At 62.8% G+C, this 20,129-nt stretch carries 17 protein-coding genes; 7 read left to right on the top strand and 10 right to left on the bottom strand.

What is annotated here, in order from left to right; genetic code table 11:
- Window positions 1–127: 127 nt before the first annotated feature.
- Window positions 128–1,189 (bottom strand): zinc-binding metallopeptidase family protein, encoded by a 1,062-nt coding sequence (locus LCU97_RS06265; RefSeq protein ID WP_232775892.1) that lies wholly within the window; start codon window positions 1,187–1,189, stop codon window positions 128–130.
- Window positions 1,190–1,448: 259 nt separating this feature from the next.
- On the opposite strand from LCU97_RS06265, the gene LCU97_RS06270 reads away from it, so the two are divergent.
- The gene (locus LCU97_RS06270; protein WP_232775893.1) at window positions 1,449–1,850 is read left to right on the top strand and encodes a hypothetical protein; all 402 of its coding nucleotides are present in this window, start codon (window positions 1,449–1,451) and stop codon (window positions 1,848–1,850) included.
- A 178-nt stretch (window positions 1,851–2,028) separates the two neighbouring features.
- On the opposite strand, the gene LCU97_RS06275 is transcribed toward LCU97_RS06270, so the two are convergent.
- From LCU97_RS06275 to LCU97_RS06290, 4 genes are all read right to left on the bottom strand, one after another.
- Window positions 2,029–4,452, bottom strand: a complete 2,424-nt coding sequence (locus LCU97_RS06275) for a TonB-dependent receptor (RefSeq protein WP_232775894.1) — start codon at window positions 4,450–4,452, stop codon at window positions 2,029–2,031.
- Window positions 4,453–4,519: 67 nt separating this feature from the next.
- Window positions 4,520–5,464 carry a FecR domain-containing protein gene (locus tag LCU97_RS06280; protein ID WP_232775895.1) on the bottom strand — a complete coding sequence of 315 codons (945 nt, stop codon included), beginning with the start codon at window positions 5,462–5,464 and terminating at the stop codon, window positions 4,520–4,522.
- Window positions 5,464–5,973, bottom strand: coding sequence for a sigma-70 family RNA polymerase sigma factor (locus LCU97_RS06285; protein ID WP_232775896.1), 510 nt, complete (start codon window positions 5,971–5,973; stop codon window positions 5,464–5,466). The genes LCU97_RS06280 and LCU97_RS06285 overlap by 1 nt, the downstream gene beginning before the upstream one ends.
- A gap of 168 nt (window positions 5,974–6,141) precedes the next feature.
- The gene (locus LCU97_RS06290) at window positions 6,142–6,663 is read right to left on the bottom strand and encodes an SgcJ/EcaC family oxidoreductase (RefSeq protein WP_053156762.1); all 522 of its coding nucleotides are present in this window, start codon (window positions 6,661–6,663) and stop codon (window positions 6,142–6,144) included.
- 215 nt (window positions 6,664–6,878) lie between these two features.
- Between LCU97_RS06290 and LCU97_RS06295 the strand changes: the two genes are divergently transcribed.
- The 4 genes from LCU97_RS06295 to LCU97_RS06310 are packed head-to-tail and all read left to right on the top strand — an operon-like array spanning window position 6,879 to window position 11,486.
- Window positions 6,879–8,063: a GAF domain-containing sensor histidine kinase gene (locus LCU97_RS06295; RefSeq protein ID WP_232775897.1), complete on the top strand. Its 1,185-nt coding sequence runs from the start codon at window positions 6,879–6,881 to the stop codon at window positions 8,061–8,063.
- Entirely contained in the window at window positions 8,060–8,728 is a 669-nt protein-coding gene (locus LCU97_RS06300) for a response regulator (protein WP_232775898.1), read from the top strand. Before LCU97_RS06295 ends, LCU97_RS06300 begins: the two co-directional genes overlap by 4 nt.
- Window positions 8,725–11,037, top strand: coding sequence for an ATP-binding protein (locus tag LCU97_RS06305; RefSeq protein ID WP_053158801.1), 2,313 nt, complete (start codon window positions 8,725–8,727; stop codon window positions 11,035–11,037). The genes LCU97_RS06300 and LCU97_RS06305 overlap by 4 nt, the downstream gene beginning before the upstream one ends.
- A complete protein-coding gene (locus tag LCU97_RS06310) occupies window positions 11,034–11,486 on the top strand; it encodes a response regulator (RefSeq protein ID WP_232775899.1) in 453 nt (150 codons plus the stop codon). The genes LCU97_RS06305 and LCU97_RS06310 overlap by 4 nt, the downstream gene beginning before the upstream one ends.
- A gap of 51 nt (window positions 11,487–11,537) precedes the next feature.
- Here the strand turns inward: LCU97_RS06310 and LCU97_RS06315 are convergent, their stop codons facing one another.
- Genes LCU97_RS06315 through nirB form a run of 3 tightly spaced genes read right to left on the bottom strand, consistent with a single transcriptional unit; the run spans window position 11,538 to window position 14,956 of the window.
- A complete protein-coding gene (locus tag LCU97_RS06315) occupies window positions 11,538–11,978 on the bottom strand; it encodes a CBS domain-containing protein (protein ID WP_232775900.1) in 441 nt (146 codons plus the stop codon).
- Between the two features lie 39 nt (window positions 11,979–12,017).
- Window positions 12,018–12,395, bottom strand: a complete 378-nt coding sequence (nirD, locus tag LCU97_RS06320) for a nitrite reductase small subunit NirD (protein WP_232775901.1) — start codon at window positions 12,393–12,395, stop codon at window positions 12,018–12,020.
- The gene (gene nirB / locus LCU97_RS06325; RefSeq protein WP_232775902.1) at window positions 12,395–14,956 is read right to left on the bottom strand and encodes a nitrite reductase large subunit NirB; all 2,562 of its coding nucleotides are present in this window, start codon (window positions 14,954–14,956) and stop codon (window positions 12,395–12,397) included. The genes nirD and nirB overlap by 1 nt, the downstream gene beginning before the upstream one ends.
- 544 nt (window positions 14,957–15,500) lie before the next feature.
- On the opposite strand from nirB, the gene LCU97_RS06330 reads away from it, so the two are divergent.
- Both LCU97_RS06330 and LCU97_RS06335 read left to right on the top strand, forming a co-directional pair.
- Entirely contained in the window at window positions 15,501–15,914 is a 414-nt protein-coding gene (locus LCU97_RS06330) for a CBS domain-containing protein (RefSeq protein ID WP_053156782.1), read from the top strand.
- A gap of 50 nt (window positions 15,915–15,964) precedes the next feature.
- Window positions 15,965–16,948, top strand: coding sequence for an SDR family oxidoreductase (locus LCU97_RS06335; protein ID WP_053156785.1), 984 nt, complete (start codon window positions 15,965–15,967; stop codon window positions 16,946–16,948).
- On the opposite strand, the gene LCU97_RS06340 is transcribed toward LCU97_RS06335, so the two are convergent.
- A complete protein-coding gene (locus tag LCU97_RS06340) occupies window positions 16,901–18,541 on the bottom strand; it encodes an alpha-amylase family protein (RefSeq protein WP_232775903.1) in 1,641 nt (546 codons plus the stop codon). The genes LCU97_RS06335 and LCU97_RS06340 overlap by 48 nt on opposite strands.
- Window positions 18,542–18,551: 10 nt before the next feature.
- Window positions 18,552–20,075, bottom strand: coding sequence for an alpha-amylase family glycosyl hydrolase (locus LCU97_RS06345; RefSeq protein ID WP_232775904.1), 1,524 nt, complete (start codon window positions 20,073–20,075; stop codon window positions 18,552–18,554).
- Between the last annotated feature and the right edge of the window lie 54 nt (window positions 20,076–20,129).

Below are 20,129 nucleotides of genomic sequence, written 5' to 3' on the forward strand. Positions count from 1 at the left end.
ATCTGTGGGAGTTCTGCTTGCTCGCGATGAGGCCAGCCCGTCCAACATCGGCGGCATAGAAAGACCGCTATCGCGGGCAAGCCTTGTTCCCACAGGCGCCATGTTCCTGTCAGATGTGCCGCGAACCTCAATGACTGATCAGGAACTCCAGCAGCGTAGCCGCGCAAGCCTCGATGCTGCCCTCCAGGATCAGTTCATACCCATGGGTATTCTCGGTGGGAATCGCGATGCAACCGCCCAGCGCCGAGATCCCGCCGCCCATGACCGCACTGGCGTCACTGGCAAAATCCACCAATAACGCAAATTGCGGGCTCAATCCGCAGCGTTCGCCGGCACGGTACAGTCGGTCGGCGATCTCACGGCTGTAGCAGCCGTTCTGGTCCCCCGTGCTGATGATCGGATCGACGCTCAGTCGAGTCCCGTACTCTTGCGCCACCGGCCCGACCTCCACGGCCACGGTCACTTCCCCCGGCAGATGACTGGCGGCGTACAGAGCCCCGGCGTTGGACTCTTCCTCTTGGGTGGTAAAGACAAAATACACTTCGCCGGCCAGCGCTTCACGGCGTCCCGCCAGCAACGCAGCCGCCTGGAGCGTGGCGGCCATGGGTGCGCGGTCATCGAGGAAGTGCGCGGCAATGGCATCTCCCACACGAAACGGCCGGCGCCAATGCTGGCTCAACACCACCCGCGTACCGGGACGCACGCCATGCTCGCGCAATTGCTCGGGCGAACACCGGGTGATGACATGCACATCCCCCCAATGCACATTCCCGGACAGGACATCCGCGCCCTGGTGAGTTTCACCCGTGCTGTGCATGGAGCCGAACGACAATACGCCAGGAATGAAGTCCCGGTCGCCCAGGATGTCCACTGGGCAGACGCCGAAGTTGACCGGATTGGCGCCCCCCAACGCCACCACCCGCAACGTGCCATCCGGTTCGATGCGTTTGACCAGCATGGCGATTTCATCCAGATGAGCCATGATTCTGACGGGCGTCCGGGTTTCGCTTGCCTTGGCGGTCCCGTTGATCAAGCCGATCACATTGCCGGCCGGATCGACCCAGGTCTTGTCGCAATGGGGCTTGAGTGCCTGCAGGCAAATGGCTCGTACTTCATGTTCCTGCCCGCCCGGACCGCGGGCCATCAACAACGTTTCCAGCAAAGATAATGTAGACAGGTTCGTTTGCATCGACGGGAATCTCCTTGTGCTTGCCACGAGGCCCGTCGCCGTGCCGATGCCGGAGCGAACCGCAACGTGCCTGTCCTTCTTGAGGCCTCCAGCGGTTGAATAATTTGATCGGATCGAGGAAAACCGGACGAGCGGGCCACGCCGGCTAGCGGACAAGTGGCCTCGTGGGAGGGGTTGACCACAGTAGCGCCAGGCATCACATTGCCTGGGCCGCCCATGGCTTGGGCGGTTTCGTTATGTCGTCGATCTTGTGGAGCCCATGACCGCGTCGATCCCGATCCGCCCCCCCTGCCCGCCCGGCGTCTGCGATTGCGGGCGCGATGCGTTGCTGGATACCCCCGGCGGCGATTTGCGTATTCTTTGCTTGAACCGCCAGGAAGAAAAACGCCTGCTCGAACGCCTGGAAAACATCCAGGACCTGGCCGAACTGGAGCGGCTTCAACAGCGTCTTTACGAGAATCTCGGGGTGCGCCTGACCATCGAACCCGGCTACAACGAAGTGCGGACCATGCGCGGCATCGCCATCGAGTTCCAGCCGCAACCCGGCCTGTGCCGCAAGATCCGCCAGTCGATCCCGGCCGCCATTCGCCGTGGCCTGGAAAAACGCCCGGAAATCGCCTGGCGATTGCTGGACGCCCACGATCTGTTCCGCGATGCCTGACCCTAGGCTCTGTATGAAAAGTCTTGAGACGAAGGTCAGGCAAGGCGAAAACAGCCGAGCAAGCGCAGTGTACTGGAGTACATGAGCATTGCGAGGCTGTTTTCAACGCAGCATGAACGAGTATCAAGGCTTTTCGTACAGAGCCTAGGCGTGCTCCATCCCTGGAGCCGTACGACGCTTAGAAATCGATAGTCGCTGACAGCAGGTACGTACGCGGTGTCGACAGGGTCAAGCCCGGCTCACTGTCATCCGAGGCCCCGGCCGAACTCCAATAGCGTTTGTCCGCGACGTTCTCGATGTTGGCGCGCAGGGTGATGTTCTTTTCGTCGACCTTGAATCCGTAGCGGGCGCCGACATCGAAACGGAACCAGGAATCGATTTCCTTATCGTTGGATTGATCCAGGTACTGCGAGCTGGAGTAGATGCCGCGACTGGTCAGCGTCAAGCCTTGCAGGGTCGGCACGTCCCACTCTGCGCCCAGGTTGACGTTGTATTTCGGCGTGGCCGGTGCGCGGTTGCCGTCGAAAGCTCCACCGGTGGTATCGGTCAGTTCGCTGTCGATGTACATCACGCCGCCGAGCAAACGGGTGCCCTTGAGTGGCTCACCGAAGACGCTCAGCTCCACGCCCGTGTTTTCGCGCTTGCCGTTCGGGCCGAAGACACGTGTCGTTGCATCGGTCGCGTAGGCCGGCTGCTTGATTCGGAACAACGCGGCGGTCAACGCGAACGGGCCAGCATCGTACTTGGCACCGACCTCGACCTGACGGCTGATGAACGGCGGGAAGATCTGATCTTCGTTGACCGACGTCGAAGGCGCGATCTTGCCCTGGCTCAGGCCTTCCATGTAATTGGCATACAGCGACAGTTTGTCGGTGGCCTTGAACAGAATACCGCCCGATGGCGAAACCTTTTCTTCATCGTAAGCCGTAGGCCCCTTGACGCCATCCGACCAGTCGTCGACCTCGACCCGTTGCCAGCGGGCACCGAGGGTCAGCAGCAACCGATCATCGAAGAAACCCAGCGTGTCGGACAATGCCACGCCACTGAAGTGGTTCTCGGTGTAGACCTTTGGATCCGGACGCGTAGGGACGTTCGGGGTCGGTGTTTCCACCGGGTCATAGAGGTTGCTGCGACCGTTGGCATAGCGAGCGCCGCCATTGGTGAAATCCATGTAGAAATAGCTGGCGGCCAGGTTGACCTCGTGACTCACCGGACCCGTATGGAACCAGTTGCGTACCCCGATGTTAGCCGTCTGGACACTCTCGTCACGGGTGAAGTCGCGGGGAGACACGGTGAAATCGCCGGCGGCGTTGGTGACCAGAACATTGTGCCGCAAGAAGTCATGGCGACTTTCGCGCGCGCCGACACCGCCATACAGCATCACGGAATCGCTGACGTCGTATTCGGCATTTACGGTACCGAAGGTGTCCTCGGTGCGCGCCTTGCTCCAGGGTTGCGCATAATTGCTGCGTACGTCGCTGGCATGGGGGATCGGTGCTGCGGCGGCAACCTGCACGCGTTCCTGCGGCGCGTCGGTGTCGCGTTCGGTGTGCCCGATATCAGTGGACAGACGCAGGCGTTCGCCACGGTAATCCAGGCCCAGCACAGCCATCTCGCGGTCCACGCTCTGGTGATCCCACTCGGTGTCGCCAGACTGTTTCACGCCGTTGAAGCGGATACCGAACTGGTTGTCTTCACCAAAACGCCGGCCAACATCCACGGCACCGCCCAGCTGGTTGTTGGACGCGTAGCTGCCGGTGAACGAGGTAATGGGCTTGTCGCTCGCACGCTTGGGCACCACGTTGATGCCGCCGCCCACGCTGCCCCGCGGCGATATCCCATTGATCAGTTGGGTCGGGCCCTTGAGGATGTCCACCCGGTCGGCCATTTCCATGTCGATGGTGTAAGTCGGCAGGACGCCGTAGAGACCGTTATAGGCCACATCACTGTTGAACAGGCTGAAACCGCGGATGGTGAATTGTTCATAGCGGCCGCCCGCCGGGTTGGTTGCACGAACCGAAGGGTCGCTGGCGATCAGGTCGCCCAGGGTCCGCGCCTGCTGGTTCTTGACCGCTTCGCTGGTGTAAGTGGTCATGCTGAAGGGGGTTTCCATGAAATCCCGCGATCCCAGCAAACCTTGTGAGCCACGGCGCGCCACCTGGCCGCCGGCGTATACGTCGCCACCCGAGGAAGCGCCGACTCCGACAATCGAGGTGGGCGCCAGTTGCAGGCTACTGCCCTGCGGCGCGGGCATCAGGATATAGGCCTGCTCACCCACTGGCTGCAATTGCAGACCGGAGCCCTGTAACAGCCGGGCGAAGCCCTCCTCCACGCCATATTCCCCTGAAAGGCCAGGGCTGTTGCGGCCACCGACCAGGGACGGGTCCACCGAAAGATTGACCCCCGCAAGGCCGGCGAACCGGGTCAGCGCGGCGCTGAGACTGCCGGCCGGCACCTGATAGCTGCGCCCGGCGGCTTCTTCAGCCTGGCTGGAGGAAATCAAGAGGGGACTGGCACTCAGGCTCAGCATGAGACTCAGGCTCAACAGCGGACGCCAGCCGGCGAAGGCCGGGCGAAAGCGCAAAGGTACTGCTACGGACATGGGGGAGAGCTCTCGTTTTTGTTCACTTGCCTTGAATGACAAGCGAGACAAAAAAAGGGGACAGGCTTCAGGCAATATTTTTACGAGGCACCAGCGTGACCCAGTACCGGGTGCGCATTCGAACTTCCAACGGCAGGCTGGCCGCGAGCAGCCCAAGGATTCGATCGGTGTTCTCCAGGCGGAAGCTGCCGGTCACCCTCAGCGACTCCAGGGTTTCGTCCCAGCGCAAGACGCCCGGACGATAGCGATCCAGCTCACGGAGAAAATCCCCCAGCGGCTGGTTCTGCGCCACCAGCACACCGTCTCGCCAGCCCAACTGAGCCACATCGAAGGCACTCAGCGGGCCCGCGCCGGCGGTCTGCAAACTGACTTGCAGGCCCTTCTCCAACGTCAGTGAAAGCCCCTGTAGCGGCTGCAATTGCACTGAACCGCCGAGCACCGACACCTGACAGCCGTGCGAGCTCAACCGGACGCAGACTTCGCCACGATTGAGCGTGATCGCTCCATAGGGTGCCTCGATGGTCAGCGGCGTATTGCCCGCGACCGTCAGGGCGATTTCACCTTGCACCAGCGTCAGTCGCCGTGCCTTGAGATCCAGATCCACAGCGCTGTCGGTATTCAACCGCAACAGGCTACCGTCCACCAGCGACCAGCGCCGCTGTTCTCCGGTGCCAGTGTGCAAATCGGCCCGCCAGGCTTCCAGCGGCAGTTCTCGCCCCAGCATCCAGACGGCCGGGACCAACGCAGCAACGCCCAGGGCCCGCTTGAGTACGTCGCGACGAGGCAGGGCTGGACGATCCAGGGTCGCCATGCCCAACGCGGGCGGCACCCCGGCAAATCGCTGGCGCAATCGCAGGGCTTTTTGCCACGCCGCCTCATGCTGAACACTGCTGTCACGCCAGCGTTGCAGACCGGCGGAATCGAACTCGCCATCACCAAACTCCATCATGGCCAGCCAGCGAGCCGCCGCCCGGGCCACTTCCCGGGCTTCGAGCGAAGGAGCCGGCTTCATCAGAAGTCCACCAACAGGCAATGCTCGTAAGCCTGGGCCATGTAACGCTTGATGGTGCGCTCGGATACTTGCATGCGCTCGGCGATCTCGCGGTAACCCAAACCTTCGAGCTGGCTCCACAAAAAGGCCCGCCGCACCAGGGGCGGCAGGCCATCGAGCAATTCGTCCAGGGCGTGCAGGGTTTCCAGGAGCAACCAGCGTTGTTCGGGCGACGGTACGCATTCTTCGGGCAGGCTCGCCAAGGCATCGAGATAAGCCTGCTCCAGGTTGCGCCGGGTGTAGAAATTACTCAGTAACCGTTTGCCGACCGTCAGCAGGTAAGCGCGCGGTTCGTGCAGGTCAACCAAGGGCTGAGCGCTGGCCATCACGCGCAAAAAGGTATCCTGGCGCAGGTCCGCCGCATCCCAGGCGTTGCCCATGCGTCGTCTCAACCAGCCTTCCAGCCAGCTTCCGTGATCACGGTACAACGCATGCAGGGAGTGCTCCGTCGGCGTAACTGCGTCAGACATGTCAAGAAGCCCTGCACTTGGAATGACTTAAATGAGACTGATTCTAATTAATATTCATGTGCTATTCCAAGTCCTTTGTGCTGGCAAAGGTGCAGGTACGCGTTGCAGAGTTTTTTTCCGGCATAGACAAGCGCCCCTGACGTCAGGGGCGCTTGTGCAACGCGGCAATCAGTGGCTGGCGTGCAGCACTTTCGGCACTTCCGGCATGGCCGAAGAGTGATGGTTGATGATCTTCCACTGCCCGTCCAGGCGTTCATAGAGGAAGGTGTAGCGCGCCTGGACGTCCTTCTTGCTGCCGTCGGCATTGGTCAAGGTAAAGGTGTACACCCCGCTATCCATGGCCGCGTCGGGGCCCAGGCGATGGATTTCCCGGAAATTGATCGTGCCGACCGGCTTGCCCATCAGGAAGTGGTCAAAATAATCCTGGATTTCGGCAGGCGTGGTGCGCACTTTGTTGGACAGCGTCGGCTGGAGCATGGCGTCCGGCGCATAAAGGCTCGTCATCGCGCTGGCGCTGCCGGTCTTGAGGGTAGCGTTCCACTTGTCGAACAGACCGGCGATCTCACGGTCTTTCTCGTTCTTCGGCTGTTCGGCGACGGTGCGATACACGTAAGGCGTGGCATCGACGGCGTGGGCGAAGGGTGTGGTCAGTACGAAAAAAGTGGCCAGGGCGAGGGTTTTCATTTTCATCGTGGCGTTTCTCTGAGTTTAAATGCAGGGGTTCAAATGCAGGGGTTCAAAACGCATGGGTTTCGATGGCCCAACTTTGCCGCCCGCCCGTGCCGCCGCCATCGGCCATCCGGTGTCGATCGCCTATGCCGTTCGGCAGATACGCCCGGCATCGATGACACGTTCTAATATCGGCACCGCGACCGTTCCGGTCCCCTTTCACGCTGGAGCCCCTCATGCAAAGCCCACCCCATGAGCCCGGCAGCGCCCTGGCCATCCGTACCCAATATCGCCAGTCGCAAAGCCGAGCCGCACGCCTGGGTCTGTTATTGGGAACCGGTCATGAGCTGACCCGCCTGCCATTGGCCCAGATGCGCCAGCGTGTCGTATTGCGGGCATGCGCGTTCATGGCGATGGACCATGGCCTGCTGCTGGCGTGGACGCCTGACAAACCCGTGCAGACCCTGGCCAGCCACGGCAGCGGCGAACGGCTTGCCTGGCTCGCCAGCCTGGGCCATGCACCCTGGCCCGACCCACAATGGCTGGAATATCCCGGCAGCGTCCTGCCCCAAGTGCTGCGGGTGCCGCTGCGTGCGTCCGACGGGACGGTGTTCGGCGTTCTGCTGCTGGGCAATAGCGTGAACATCAGTGCGCCGGACAGTGAAGACATCGACTCACTGCAATTGCTCTCGACCTTGTTGGCGGCGCATCTGGAAAACCATCGGCTGCTCGAAGCCCTCCAGGCCCGCGAGCGCACCATGTCCGAGCTGGTCCATCGTCTGTTCAGCGCCCAGGAAGACGAGCGCAAGCGCGTGGCCTACGACTTGCACGACGGGCTGGCGCAGAATCTGGCCGGCCTGCATCAACGCTTGCAGGGATTTGCCGGTCGCTGCCCGGCCCTGCCGTCGGACCTTGCCAACGAGCTGCACACCATCCTGGCCCTCGCCAAGGGCTGCGTCGGTGAAGGTCGACAATTGATCAGCGGGCTGCGCCCCCATGTGCTGGACGATTTTGGCCTGTACAAGGCGGTCGACAAGGAAGCCGACCGCCTGCGGGAGGCAGGCCTGACGGTGAATTGGATCGAACACAGCACGGCTCGCCTGCCCGGGCAGGTGGAGATCGCCCTGTTCCGCATTGCTCAGGAAGGGATCAACAACGTCCTCAAGCATGCTCGGGCCAGTCATGTCTGCCTGGGGCTTTGCGTAAGCGACGATCAGGCCTCCCTGCGGGTCGAGGACGACGGCCGTGGCTTTGCCCTCGAACAACCGATCGAAACCCAGGGCGGCTGCCATCTCGGGTTGGCCGCCATGCAGGAACGCGCCAGCCTTCTGGGCGGCCAGTTGACCTGTGTCAGCCAGCCGGAGGGTGGAACCCGCTTGTTGACCCAAGTACCTTTGCCGCCCCATGGAGTACACCCATGATTGCTCCATTACGCCTGCTGTTGGCCGACGATCACGAAGTCACCCGCACCGGCTTCATCACCATGCTGGCCGGCATACCGGGGTTCGAGGTCGTCGGCCAGGCCCGCGATGGCCAGGAAGCCCTGGATCTGTGCGAACGGCTGCAACCGGACATTGCCATCCTCGATATCCGCATGCCCGTGCTCAATGGGCTGGGTGCGGCACGCATCCTGAGGCAGCGCCAACCCGGGATCAAAGTGATGATCTTCACCATGGACGACAGCCCCGATCACCTGGAAGCCGCCATTGGTGCCGGCGCGGTCGGCTATCTGCTCAAGGATGCCAGCCGTGACGAAGTACTGGATGCCCTTGAACGGGTGGCCCGTGGCGAAGAAGCACTGAACAGTTCGGTCAGTGCACGACTGTTGCGACGCATGGCCGAGCGCGGCGCCAGTGGCGCGTCACAGCTCCAGGCTCTGACCGCACGCGAGCGCCAGGTGCTGGGACTGGTGGCCGGTGGTTTCAGCAATCGGGAAATCGGTGAAAAACTCGGCATCGCTCCTGGCACCGCCAAAGCCCATGTCGAGCGGGTCATCGGCAAGCTGGGCGCCGCCGACCGGACTCAGGCTGCAGTGCGTGGTGTTGCCCTGGGCCTGGTGGCGCAACCCGCCGGGCAATGGCCATGAGGTTCGTCGCTGCCCGTCGATGGGCCAACCTGCCCTTGCGGGGCAAGGCGCTGGTGGTGATTTCCCTGCCGCTGGTGGTGCTGCTGCTATCGCTGGTGCTGATCTACATCACCGAACGCCAGACCGCCCGGGCCGAGGAAGACGTACGCCGGGTGCTGCGGGTCCAGGGCGATATCCAGGCGGTCCATACGCTGCTGGCCGAAGCCGCGGCGAGTGTACGCGGCTATCTGCTGACCCGCCGCGAAGACTTCCTGCCCGGCTATGAACAGGCCACGCCCCTGATCCAGGCCGCGTTGCAACGCCTGGACCACAACATCCGCGACGCCAAGGTGCGCGAACACCTGCAGAACATCACCCCGCTGATCGACGAAAAACTCCATGGCCTGATCGCATTGCGCAACGGCAAGGGCGACGACACCGAAGCCATCACTGCGATTCTGATCGAAAACAAGCAAGTGCTGGACGTACTGCGCGAGCAGATCAATGCCATGCGCATCCGCGAGGACGCCCTGCTCGACGAGCGCAGCGCCGCAGCCTCGGCCACGCGCATGCGCCTGTTGTTTGCCACGTTGCTGGCAGCCTTGTGCGGGCTGTTCGGCGCGATTGTCGCGGTGCTGTTCCTGTCCAAGGGCATCGTCGCCCGGGTGCAACAGGTGCAAGGCAATGCCCAGCGCCTGGCCCTGGGGCAGCCCCTGTTGCCGCAACCGCCGGAACAGGATGAAATCGGCCAGTTGGGCACGCGACTGGTGGAAGCCGGGCAATTGCTTGCCGAGCGCGAGCGAGCCTTGCGCGACAACGAGGAGCGCTTGCGGCTGATCATCGACGGTGTGAAGGACTACGGAATCTTCGCGCTGGATGCCCAGGGCCACGTGATTACCTGGAACGCCGGTGCCGAACGGATCAAGGGCTACACCGAGCAGGAAATCCTCGGCCGGCATTTTTCGCTGTTCTACCTGCCCGAAGAATGCCCGGCGCACCCGGACATGGCCCTGCGCGAAGCCACTCGCGACGGTCATTACATGGAAGAAGCGTGGCGCTGTCGCAAGGACGGCAGTCGGTTCTGGGCCAGTGTCGTCATCACCGCCCAATACGACAGCACCGGCGCCCTGCGTGGTTTCTCCAAGATCACTCGCGACATCACCGACCGGCGTGCCGCCGAGATCGCCCTGGGCACCGCCCGCGAGGAGGCGGAAAGTGCCAGTCGGGCCAAGAGCGAGTTTCTTTCACGCATGAGCCACGAATTGCGTACGCCACTCAACGCCATCCTCGGCTTCGCGCAATTGCTGGACATGGACTCCACGGCCGGCCAACGCCCCCAGGTCAGCCACATCCTGCGTGCCGGTCAGCATCTGCTCGCATTGATCAACGAAGTGCTGGATATCGCCCGGATCGAGGCCGGTCGCCTGCCACTGAACATCGAGCCCCTCGCCCTGTCGGCGGTGCTCCACGAAGCGCTGACGCTGGTTTCCCCCATGGCCGCCGACGCCGGTATCCGCCTGGTCGAGCTGTCGCCGCTGCCCGACGGCAGCGGTGTGCTGGCCGACCGACAGCGCCTGGTCCAGGTGCTGCTCAACCTGCTGTCCAACGCCATCAAGTACAACCGGCCCGGCGGTGAAGTTCGCATCGAAGTGACGACACGGCTCCAACGGATCAGCATCGCCGTCAGCGACACGGGCCATGGCATCGCACCGGAACAACTGGCCCGGCTGTTCAAGCCCTTCGAGCGCCTGGACGCCGATCCCCAGGTCGAGGGTACGGGCCTTGGATTGTCCCTGAGCAAGAGCCTGCTGGAAATGATGCAGGGCAGCCTCCAGGTGCACAGCGTGCCGGGACAAGGCAGTTGTTTTACTTTGCAGTTGCCGGGTGCCACGGTAGCCAATACACCATCGGTTCCCGTCGCGACGCTGACGGTGACACGCCCACCCGTCGAATACCACGGGCGGGTCTTGTGCATCGAAGACAACCTGTCGAGCCTGGCCCTGATCGAAACGCTGATGCAGCGCCGCCCGGGCATCCAGTTGCTGTCGAGCATGCAAGGCCAGATGGGCCTGGATCTGGCGCGCCAGCACGCACCGCAACTGATTTTGCTGGACGTGACCCTGCCGGACCTCGAAGGCCTGGAAGTACTGCGTCGCCTGCGGCAATCCCCCGCCACCGCGGCGACGCCGATCTTGATGATCACCGCCGATGCCAGCGACCTGACCCATCGAACCCTGCAGGACGCCGGTGCCACGGCCATTCTGACCAAACCCATTCATATCCAGGCTTTCCTGGGTCACCTTGAACGCTATTTGCCGGAGCCCGCATGAACCGCGACTTGCGCATTCTGATCATCGATGACCAGCGCCCCAACCTTGACTTGATGGAGCAACTGCTGGCCCGTGAAGGGTTGCATAACGTGCTGAGCAGCACCGAGCCCCTGCGCACCCTCGATCTGTTCAACAGCTTCGAGCCGGACCTGGTCATCCTCGATCTGCATATGCCGGCATTCGACGGCTTCGCCGTGCTGGAACAACTCAACCGACGCATTCCGGCCAACGACTACCTGCCGATCCTGGTCCTGACCGCCGACGCAACCCGCGACACCCGCCTGCGAGCCCTGGCCCTGGGCGCCCGGGATTTCATCAGCAAGCCTCTGGATGCGCTGGAAACCATGCTGCGCATCTGGAACCTGTTGGAAACCCGTGCACTCTACAAGGCGTTGCGCGCACGAGTGCCCCCCCAGCAGATCGAACTGTTGCGACAGCACCGCAAATGACGAAAAGCATCGCGGGCAAGTCAGCTGTCCCCTGGTGTGGGAAAATTGCGATCAATGCCCGCGAATGTAGTGTTCCAACTGCCGGATCAGATCCGCCTGCTCGACAATTGCTTCCTTGACCAGATCGCCAATCGACAGCAGGCCAATCAACTGCCCGTTATCCAGCACCGGCAGATGCCGCAGATGGCTGTCGGTCATGACTTCCATGCAGCGGTCGATGCTTTGCTGGCTGTCGGCAGTCACCACCGGCGCGCTCATGATGGTGCGTACCGATGTGCCCACCGAGGAGCGCCCTTGCAACACCATCTTGCGCGCATAGTCCCGCTCACTGAACACCCCGATCACCTGACCGTCTTCGATCACCGGCAGCGCGCCGACATTTTTCTCGGCCATGATCTGCAGTGCTTCGAGCACTGTCTGCTCCGGCGCAATGCTGTGGACCTGCTGGTTCTGCACACTTTTGAGTTTCACCAGTTGAGCGGCGGTTTTCATTGCTAATCCCCAACTTCAGTTACATGTTCCGGGCATAGATCAGTCTTCGCCGATCTCCACCACATCACCATTGAGCCGCACCGGCCACACCCGCAAACGTTGCTCGGGATACTCCAGGCAATGGCCGTCTTCCAGGCGGAAATGCTGCTTGTACATCGGCGACGCAATCACCAGCTCACCCTTGATGCTGCCCAACAGGCCGCGGCCGATAACGTTCGCGCCGGACTTGGGGTCGCGGTTATCGATCGCGTAGAGTGGCTTGTCGGCCTGTTCCGGCAGGTACAGCAGCGCGACCTGGCTGCCGTCGTGCCAGGCGACCACGCCGGAGTTGGGCACCAGGTCCTGGCGGCTGCACAGGGCACGCCACTGCACCTGGGCTTCGGCAACGGGAATACGAACGACGTTTGACTGGCTCATCAGAGCACCTCCTCGGTAACGGGAATCAGGTGAAGTTCGCCAGCATGAGCCGGCCGGCGCTGGCCGCGTTCCCTGACGAAATGAACATCCGGGTCGCCGCGACCGTCGTTGACGAAGGTGCGGAAACGCTTGAGTTTTTCCGGGTCCTTGAGGGCGTTGGCCCATTCGCATTCATAGCGGTCGACCACCAGTTGCATCTGGGCTTCGAGCTCGGTGCCCAGGCCCAGGCTGTCATGGATGATCACGTCCTTGAGGTAGTCCAGGCCGCCCTCCAGGCTTTCGCGCCAGACCGATGTACGTTGCAGCTTGTCGGCGGTGCGGATGTAGAACATCAGGAAACGGTCGATGTAGCGGATCAGGGTGGCGTCATCCAGGTCGGTGGCGAACAGCTCCGCGTGGCGGGGACGCATGCCGCCGTTACCGGCCACGTAAAGGTTCCAGCCCTTCTCGGTGGCGATCACGCCGACGTCCTTGCTCTGGGCCTCGGCGCACTCGCGGGTGCAACCGGATACGGCGAACTTGAGCTTGTGAGGCGAACGCAGGCCTTTGTAGCGATCTTCGATCGTCAGGGCCATCTGCACACTGTCTTGCACACCGTAGCGGCACCAGGTGCTGCCCACGCAGGATTTCACCGTCCGAGTGGATTTGCCGTAGGCATGACCGGTTTCGAAACCGGCCTCGATCAGCTCGGCCCAGATGTCCGGCAGCTGGTGCAACTGGGCGCCGAACAGGTCGATGCGCTGGCCACCGGTGATCTTGGTGTAGAGGTCGTATTTCTTGGCAACCACGCCGATAGCGATCAGCTTGTCGGCGGTAATTTCCCCTCCGGCAATGCGCGGCACCACCGAATAGGTGCCGTTTTTCTGCATGTTCGCCATGAAGGTGTCGTTGGTGTCCTGCAACGGCACCAACGAAGGATCCATGATGGGCTGGTTCCAGCACGACGCCAGGATCGAGCCCACTGCCGGCTTGCACAGGTCGCAACCGGTATGCCCGCGACCGTGCTTGGCCAGCAATTCTTCGAAACTGATGATGCCCTCCACCCGCACCAGCGCGTACAGCTCCTGGCGGGTGTAGGCGAAGTGTTCGCACAGGCTCTTGTCGACGCTGACGCCCCGGGCGGTCAGTTCGTGTTCGAAGACCTGTTTGACCAAGGCAGCGCAGCCCCCGCAACCGGTGCCGGCCTTGGTGTCGCACTTCAATTGACCAAGGTCCGTGCAGCCGCCGTCGATGGCCGAACAGATCGAACCCTTGGTGACGTTGTGGCACGAGCAGATAGTGGCGGATTCGGGCAACGCGGCCGGGCCCAGTGTCGGTGCGCCTGCGGACGACGGCAGGATCAGGCTCGCGGCGTCCTTGGGCAAGGCGATGCCGTTCTGCATGTATTGCAACAAGGTGTCGTAGTAGCTGTTGTCGCCCACCAACACCGCGCCGATCACCCGCTTGCCATCGGCGTCCACCACCAGTCGCCGATAACTGGCACTGGTTTCGTCGATGAACTGGAAGCTGCGCGAGCCGGGGGTATTGCCGTGGGCATCGCCGATCGAGCCGACGTCCACGCCCAGCAGCTTGAGTTTGGTGGACATGTCGGCGCCGGTGAACGGCTCGCTGTTTTCGCCACACAACCGAGCGGCGACACTGCGGGCCATCTGGTAACCCGGCGCAACCAGACCGAAGATGCTGCCATTCCACGCCGCGCATTCGCCGATGGCGTAGATGTCCTGGTCACTGCTCAGGCAATGGTCATCGATCACCACGCCACCCCGGGGACCGATTTGCAATTCACTCTGGCGAGCCAGGGCATCCTGGGCGCGGATACCGGCAGAGAACACGATCAGGTCGGTTTCCAGGAAATCATCGTCCCCGAAGTTCATCCGGTAGCGGTACTGCTCACCGGGGCTGATGGACTGCGTGCCCTTGGACAGGTGCACGCCGACGCCCAGCGACTCGATGCGGGCCTTGAGGGCCAGGCCGCCCTGCTCGTCCAGTTGCACCGGCATCAGCCGTGGCGCGAATTCCACCACATGGGCTTCCAGGCCCAGGGTCTTGAGGGCGTTGGCCGCTTCCAGGCCCAGCAGGCCACCCCCGACCACCACGCCACGGCGGGCATTGCTGGCGGCGGCACGGATGGCGTCGAGGTCTTCGAGGGTGCGGTAGACCAGGCAAGCATCGCCTTCGGCGCCCTGGATCGGTGGCACGAACGGATAGGAACCGGTGGCGAGCACCAGTTTGTCGTAACCGATGCGCTCGCCGGCGGTGACCACCTGGCGTGCCTGGCGGTCGATTTCCAGCACCGGTACGCCCAGGTGCAGCGTAACGCCGGGGGTCTGATACAACGAAGCTTCGCCGAGGGCCAGGGACTCCGCATCACGGCCGGAGAAATACTCGGACAGGTGCACGCGGTCATAGGCGCGCATCGGCTCTTCGCTGAACACATGCAAGCGGTACTGGTTGAGGGCACCGCGTTCGATCAGTTGTTCGACGCAGTGATGGCCGACCATGCCATTGCCGATCACGATCAGCGTTTGCAGCTTGTTCAGGGAAGCGACGTTGGAATTCATATAAAGCACCCGACAAAAGCCCATCACGGTTTTTGGAAGCAAAAAAAAGACGCCTGAAACCTTGCGGTTCCAGGCGTCTTTGCCTGTTCTGTGCGGTATCGGCCCGGCGACTGCGCCTCGACCTACCGTTATTTCCCCGACCTGCTGGCATTCGATCTTCGTTGACCGACGGGGCTGCCCACTCGATTGCGTTCGCGGTGGGCCTGGTCACCCTCTTGCAGCGAGCGTGCCAAACCTTACGTGCAACGCCTCGGTCATGCCCAGAGTGCCCAGCCGCCCCTTGTGGAATCGGGTCCTGCAGCGTACCTGTCGCCTTGGTGAGCCATGGCCAGGACCTGCGCCGCCACCGCCGACGCCTGCCTTCCCATGGTGCGAATCCTCACCTGCGGCTTCATAAAAGTGCAGCTATCCCTGCCTGGGCAAAAAATGCTGAACCATCGCCAACACGGATTTTCACAATAGACAGGAGCCGGCCACGGCACTGCCCAGACCCAGCGCAGCCGCCAGGCCAGGTTACTGTCCAACCCGAAAGAGGAGATCAACGATGAAAGTCAATGAAATCATGAGTCGGGAAATTCGCACGGTTTCACCTGATACACCGCTGCGCGAGATCGCGCTGATCATGCGCCAGGCCGACATCGGCGCGCTGATCATCAACCAGGACGACCGCATGGCCGGGATGATCACCGACCGCGACCTGGTGATTCGCGCCATGGCCGACGGCATGGACCTGAACACCCCGGTCAGCCGGATCATGAGCGACGAGGTGCGCTACTGCTTCGAAGACGAAGAAGTCGACCATGTCGCCAAGAACATGGCCCAGCTGGAAAAACGTCGCCTGCCGGTAGTAAACCGCGACAAGCGGCTGGTGGGCATGGTGTCGCTGGCCAACGTCGCCAGCTGCAACGCCGACAAGCTCAGTGCCAACCTGCTGCGGGGCGTGGCGCGGCCTCACTGATGCTACCGCACCGGCCATCGGGTAGAGATCATTGAATTGGAAGAAACGCAATGGATGAGCGAAACCCGCCGGTGGTGGTGATCTGCGGCGGCAGCGCCGGTGTCGGTCGCGCGACGGCCCACCGGTTCGCCGCCGCCGGTTATCGGGTCGGCCTGCTGGCCCGGGGCGCCCAAGCCCTGGCCGACACCGAAGATGAACTGCAGCAGCGCGGCACGCGGACCCTGGGCATCGGCGTCGACGTGGCCGACGCCGCGGCCGTGCTCGAAGCGGCGCGACGCATCGAGCACGAGCTGGGCCCGGTGCAGGTCTGGATCAACTGCGCCATGACCACGGTGTTTTCCCCTGTCCGTCAACTCAGCGCCGAGGAAATCCAGCGGGTGACGTCGGTGACCTACCTGGGCACCGTCCACGGTACGATGGCGGCACTGGCGCTCATGGAGCCGCGTGATCGCGGGGTGATCATCCAGGTCGGCTCGGCACTGGCCTACCGCGCCATTCCGTTGCAGGCGGCCTATTGCGGGGCCAAGTTCGCCGTCCGCGGGTTTACCGACTCACTGCGCTGCGAACTGCTTCATGCCCGCAGCGGTATCCGCGTCTGCATGGTCCAGCTACCCGCCATCAATACCCCGCAGTTCGATTGGGCACGCAATAAACTCGACAAGCGCCCGCAACCGGTTCCGCCCATCCACGATCCCGACGTCGCCGCCCGGGCGATCCTCAGCGTGGTACGACGCACGCCCAGGGAACTGTGGTTGGGCGCGGCGTCGGTGAAGGCCATTGTCGGCACTTGCCTGATGCCCGGCCTGCTCGACCGCCTGCTTGCCCGCAGCGCCTGGTCCGGCCAGATGACCCGGGAAGACGACGACGGGCAACGGCCGGACAATCTGTTCGAGTCGCAGCAATCGCTGCACCGGATCCAGGGCCGGTTCAGCGGGCAATCACGGGCAGACGCACTGGCCTTGAGCTCCACCCAGGTGTCCGCATTGCTACTGGCGGTCGTCGGTCTCCTGGCGGTCACCCTGCTGCTGTTCTGAACCTGCGTAGCGAAACCAGCGATAACCATAGCCATAAAGATTCATGCTGGCACCCTCGGGCGCGGGATATGGGCTGTCTGAAACGATTTCCTCGAAGCCCTCCAGGTCCGTCTGCAACCGTACCTCGACAGTCTCTGGGCCGAGATTGGCCAGCATCACCGAAGTGGCCTGGCCGACATGGGCAATGGCGAACACGGCGCGATGGTCTGCCGTCAACAACTGCGCCTCGCCGTTCCCCACTTCCGACAGCCCTGAGCGAGCCCATAGCAGGCGACGTGTGCGAGCCAGCAGCGACTCGGGGTCCTCCTGCTGCCGTGCGACGTTCAGGTGCGTATAGGCGAACGGCCCGTGTTCGATCAAAGCAGCAGCCAAATGATGGGCCGAGGAAAATCCCGCGTTGGCTTCGGCGTTCCATTGCATGGGAGTGCGCACCGAAAGCCGCTCTGGGCGCGACAAGTCATCGCCCATGCCGATCTCCTCGCCATAGCGCACGATTGGCGTACCGGGAAGCGACAACAATAGCGACTGGGCCAGTGCCTGGCGGCGCACGTCACCTTCGAGCATGGGGGCCAGGCGCCGGCGAATCCCGCGCCCATACACGCGCATGTCCGGCTCCGGCGCGAAGGCCTGCATCACTTCCTCACGCTCCTCTTCGCTCAGACGCTCCAGGTCCAGCTCGTCGTGATTGCGCAACCACACCGCGTAATGGGCGCCGTCCGGCGGGGCGGGGCGGCGGGCAATGGCGCGTTGCAACGGTTGCGCCTCGCCCCGGGCAAGCGCCAGGAAAATATGGTTGTTGACCCAGAAATCCAGCACCAGCCCCAGACGATCCCCCGCTCCGAAGTAGTGGCTGTAACGTTCTGGCTCGACATCCACCTCCCCCATCAAGATCCCTTCGGGGTTGATACGGGTCATGCATCTGTAAAGCCTTTCGAGCAGCCAGACCCCCTGCTCCTCATCACCGCCGCCGGCCTGTTCCACCAGGTGCGAAGCGGCATCCAGGCGAAAACCGGCGATCCCCAGCTCCAGCCAGTGGACCATGATCCGTTCGATGGCCTCGACAACTCGCGGGTTGGCAAGGTTGAGGTCCGGCTCATGCCGATAGAACAGGTGGCGATAATACTGTCCGGCCTCTTCGTCCCACTGCCAGATGCTGTCCTCCACCGAGGGAAAGATCGGCTGGTTGCCATCGTCCACGGGGGTATCGGACCACAGGTAATAATCGCGATAGACACTGTTTCTATCGCGCCGCGCGCGCTGGAACCAGGGATGCTGGTCGGAAGTGTGCTGCACCACCAACTCGAGGATCACCCGTATGCCGCGCTCCCCGGCCTTGACGATCAACTGGCGCAAGTCCTCTTCGCTGCCGAAACGAGGGTCCAGCGCCAGGAAGTCGCTGACATCGTAGCCTGCATCCTTGAATGGCGAGCGGTACAGCGGCATCAGCCAGAGCGCGCCTACCCCCAGTGCCTGCAGATAATCGAGCTGGCGGATGATGCCCTTGAGGTCGCCCCGGCCATCACCATTGCTGTCGTAGAACAAGGAAGGATCGATCTGGTAGATCAAGGTGTTGCGGTGCCAATTGGCTTTCATTGCAGACTCCTCAACGGCACAGGATCAGCGCCTGCTCAGGGTTCAATCGACCGCTGAACGGCTGGCCTTCGCCCTGCCCGTCGCTGGCGATTTCCACTCGCCAGGGGGTGGCCAGGGGAAAGGCGTGTTCACTGTCGGCGAAATTGATGCACACCAACCTTTCATCAGCCTCGTGATGGCGCCGGTAGGCCAGGACCTGTGGATGCGACGGCAGCTCTTCCCAGTCCCCCAGGCACAAGGCCGTGCTGCGCCTGCGACAAGCCAGGAGCCGTCGGTACAGCGCCAGGGTGGAATCGGCGGCGCTCTCCTGGGCCTGTACTGACAGCACGTCGGCATCCGCGGCAAAGGGCAGCCAAGGCGTCGGTCCCCAGCCATGGGGTGCCTGGACGGTCCATGGCAATGGCGCCCGGCTGCCGTCCCTCCCGCCAGGGTCGACGCGCGTCCGGGCGGTAACGACGGTATCCTCCAGGCCCAGTTCCTCGCCCTGGTAGATGAAGGGCGTGCCGCGCAAGGTCAACAACATCACGGCGGCCGCACGGGCACGGCGCAGGGAGCCGCCATAGCGGCTGCGATGACGGCTGTTGTCGTGATTGGACAGCACCCAGGTCGGCCAAGCCTGCAACGGTCCGAGGTCGGCTTCCACCTCGCGTATGCACATGCGCAACACCACCGGATCCCAGGGGGCGTCCAAAGGCGGAAAATTGAAGGACATGTGCAATTCGTCGCTGGCGCCGTAATAGGCAGCTACCTGGGCGGTGGAACGAATATTCACCTCACCGATCAGCACCCGGTCGCCAGGGTAGCTATCCACCAGCCGGCGCAGGCCGCGCAATACTTCATGGCTGTAGGGCTGGTCGTTGATCTTGACCATGGATTCACCCGCCAGGCAACGCGGATCGTCGGCGAAACTCGGGTCCTTGCCCACGCAATGCACCACATCGATGCGAAACCCGTCCACCCCGCGCTTCAACCAGAAATGCAGCACCTGGTGCATGGCGGCCACAACCTCTGGGTTATGCCAGTTGAGATCGGGTTGCTGGGGCAGGAAAAAATGCAGGTAATACTGCTGGCTGGTTTCGTCCCAGGTCCAGGCACTGCCACCATCGATGGAGGCGCGCCAGTTGTTGGGCTGGTCACGCCAGATGTACCAGTCGCGCTTGGGGTTGTCGCGGCTGGACCGGGACTCGATGAACCATGGGTGCTGGTCGGAGGTGTGGTTGGGCACGAAATCGAGCAGCACCTTCAGGCCGCGCTCGTGAGCCTGGGCAATCAACTCGTCCAGATCCGCGAGAGTACCGAACAGCGGGTCGACGTCGGTGTAGTCGCAGATGTCATAGCCGGCATCGCACATGGGCGAACGAAAGACCGGCGACAGCCACAAGGCGTCCACACCCAGGTGTTGCAGATGGTCCAGCCGCGCTGTCAGGCCCGGTAGGTCTCCCATGCCATCGCCGTTGGCATCGGCAAACGAGCGGGGATATACCTGATAGATCACGGCGCTCTTCCACCAGGGCGAAGGGAAGGAGTTGGGCATGTCGCCTCCTCTGGTCGCGGTGTCGGATGGGCAAGACCGCAGCCCCGCCAGGTG

Source organism: Pseudomonas uvaldensis, from assembly GCF_021271205.1.
Taxonomy (GTDB): domain Bacteria; phylum Pseudomonadota; class Gammaproteobacteria; order Pseudomonadales; family Pseudomonadaceae; genus Aquipseudomonas; species Aquipseudomonas uvaldensis.

Excerpts from the sequence above, each read along its gene's own strand:
- LCU97_RS06270 (WP_232775893.1), top strand. The coding sequence starts at position 1,449 with ATGACCGCGTCGATCCCGATCCGCCCCCCCTGCCCGCCCGGCGTCTGC.
- LCU97_RS06315 (WP_232775900.1), bottom strand. The coding sequence starts at position 11,978 with ATGAAAACCGCCGCTCAACTGGTGAAACTCAAAAGTGTGCAGAACCAG.
- LCU97_RS06265 (WP_232775892.1), bottom strand. The coding sequence starts at position 1,189 with ATGCAAACGAACCTGTCTACATTATCTTTGCTGGAAACGTTGTTGATG.
- LCU97_RS06275 (WP_232775894.1), bottom strand. The coding sequence starts at position 4,452 with ATGTCCGTAGCAGTACCTTTGCGCTTTCGCCCGGCCTTCGCCGGCTGG.
- LCU97_RS06290 (WP_053156762.1), bottom strand. The coding sequence starts at position 6,663 with ATGAAAATGAAAACCCTCGCCCTGGCCACTTTTTTCGTACTGACCACA.
- LCU97_RS06335 (WP_053156785.1), top strand. The coding sequence starts at position 15,965 with ATGGATGAGCGAAACCCGCCGGTGGTGGTGATCTGCGGCGGCAGCGCC.
- LCU97_RS06340 (WP_232775903.1), bottom strand. The coding sequence starts at position 18,541 with ATGAAAGCCAATTGGCACCGCAACACCTTGATCTACCAGATCGATCCT.
- LCU97_RS06295 (WP_232775897.1), top strand. The coding sequence starts at position 6,879 with ATGCAAAGCCCACCCCATGAGCCCGGCAGCGCCCTGGCCATCCGTACC.
- nirD (WP_232775901.1), bottom strand. The coding sequence starts at position 12,395 with ATGAGCCAGTCAAACGTCGTTCGTATTCCCGTTGCCGAAGCCCAGGTG.
- nirB (WP_232775902.1), bottom strand. The coding sequence starts at position 14,956 with ATGAATTCCAACGTCGCTTCCCTGAACAAGCTGCAAACGCTGATCGTG.
- LCU97_RS06280 (WP_232775895.1), bottom strand. The coding sequence starts at position 5,464 with ATGAAGCCGGCTCCTTCGCTCGAAGCCCGGGAAGTGGCCCGGGCGGCG.
- LCU97_RS06330 (WP_053156782.1), top strand. The coding sequence starts at position 15,501 with ATGAAAGTCAATGAAATCATGAGTCGGGAAATTCGCACGGTTTCACCT.
- LCU97_RS06300 (WP_232775898.1), top strand. The coding sequence starts at position 8,060 with ATGATTGCTCCATTACGCCTGCTGTTGGCCGACGATCACGAAGTCACC.
- LCU97_RS06345 (WP_232775904.1), bottom strand. The coding sequence starts at position 20,075 with ATGCCCAACTCCTTCCCTTCGCCCTGGTGGAAGAGCGCCGTGATCTAT.
- LCU97_RS06285 (WP_232775896.1), bottom strand. The coding sequence starts at position 5,973 with ATGTCTGACGCAGTTACGCCGACGGAGCACTCCCTGCATGCGTTGTAC.
- LCU97_RS06305 (WP_053158801.1), top strand. The coding sequence starts at position 8,725 with ATGAGGTTCGTCGCTGCCCGTCGATGGGCCAACCTGCCCTTGCGGGGC.
- LCU97_RS06310 (WP_232775899.1), top strand. The coding sequence starts at position 11,034 with ATGAACCGCGACTTGCGCATTCTGATCATCGATGACCAGCGCCCCAAC.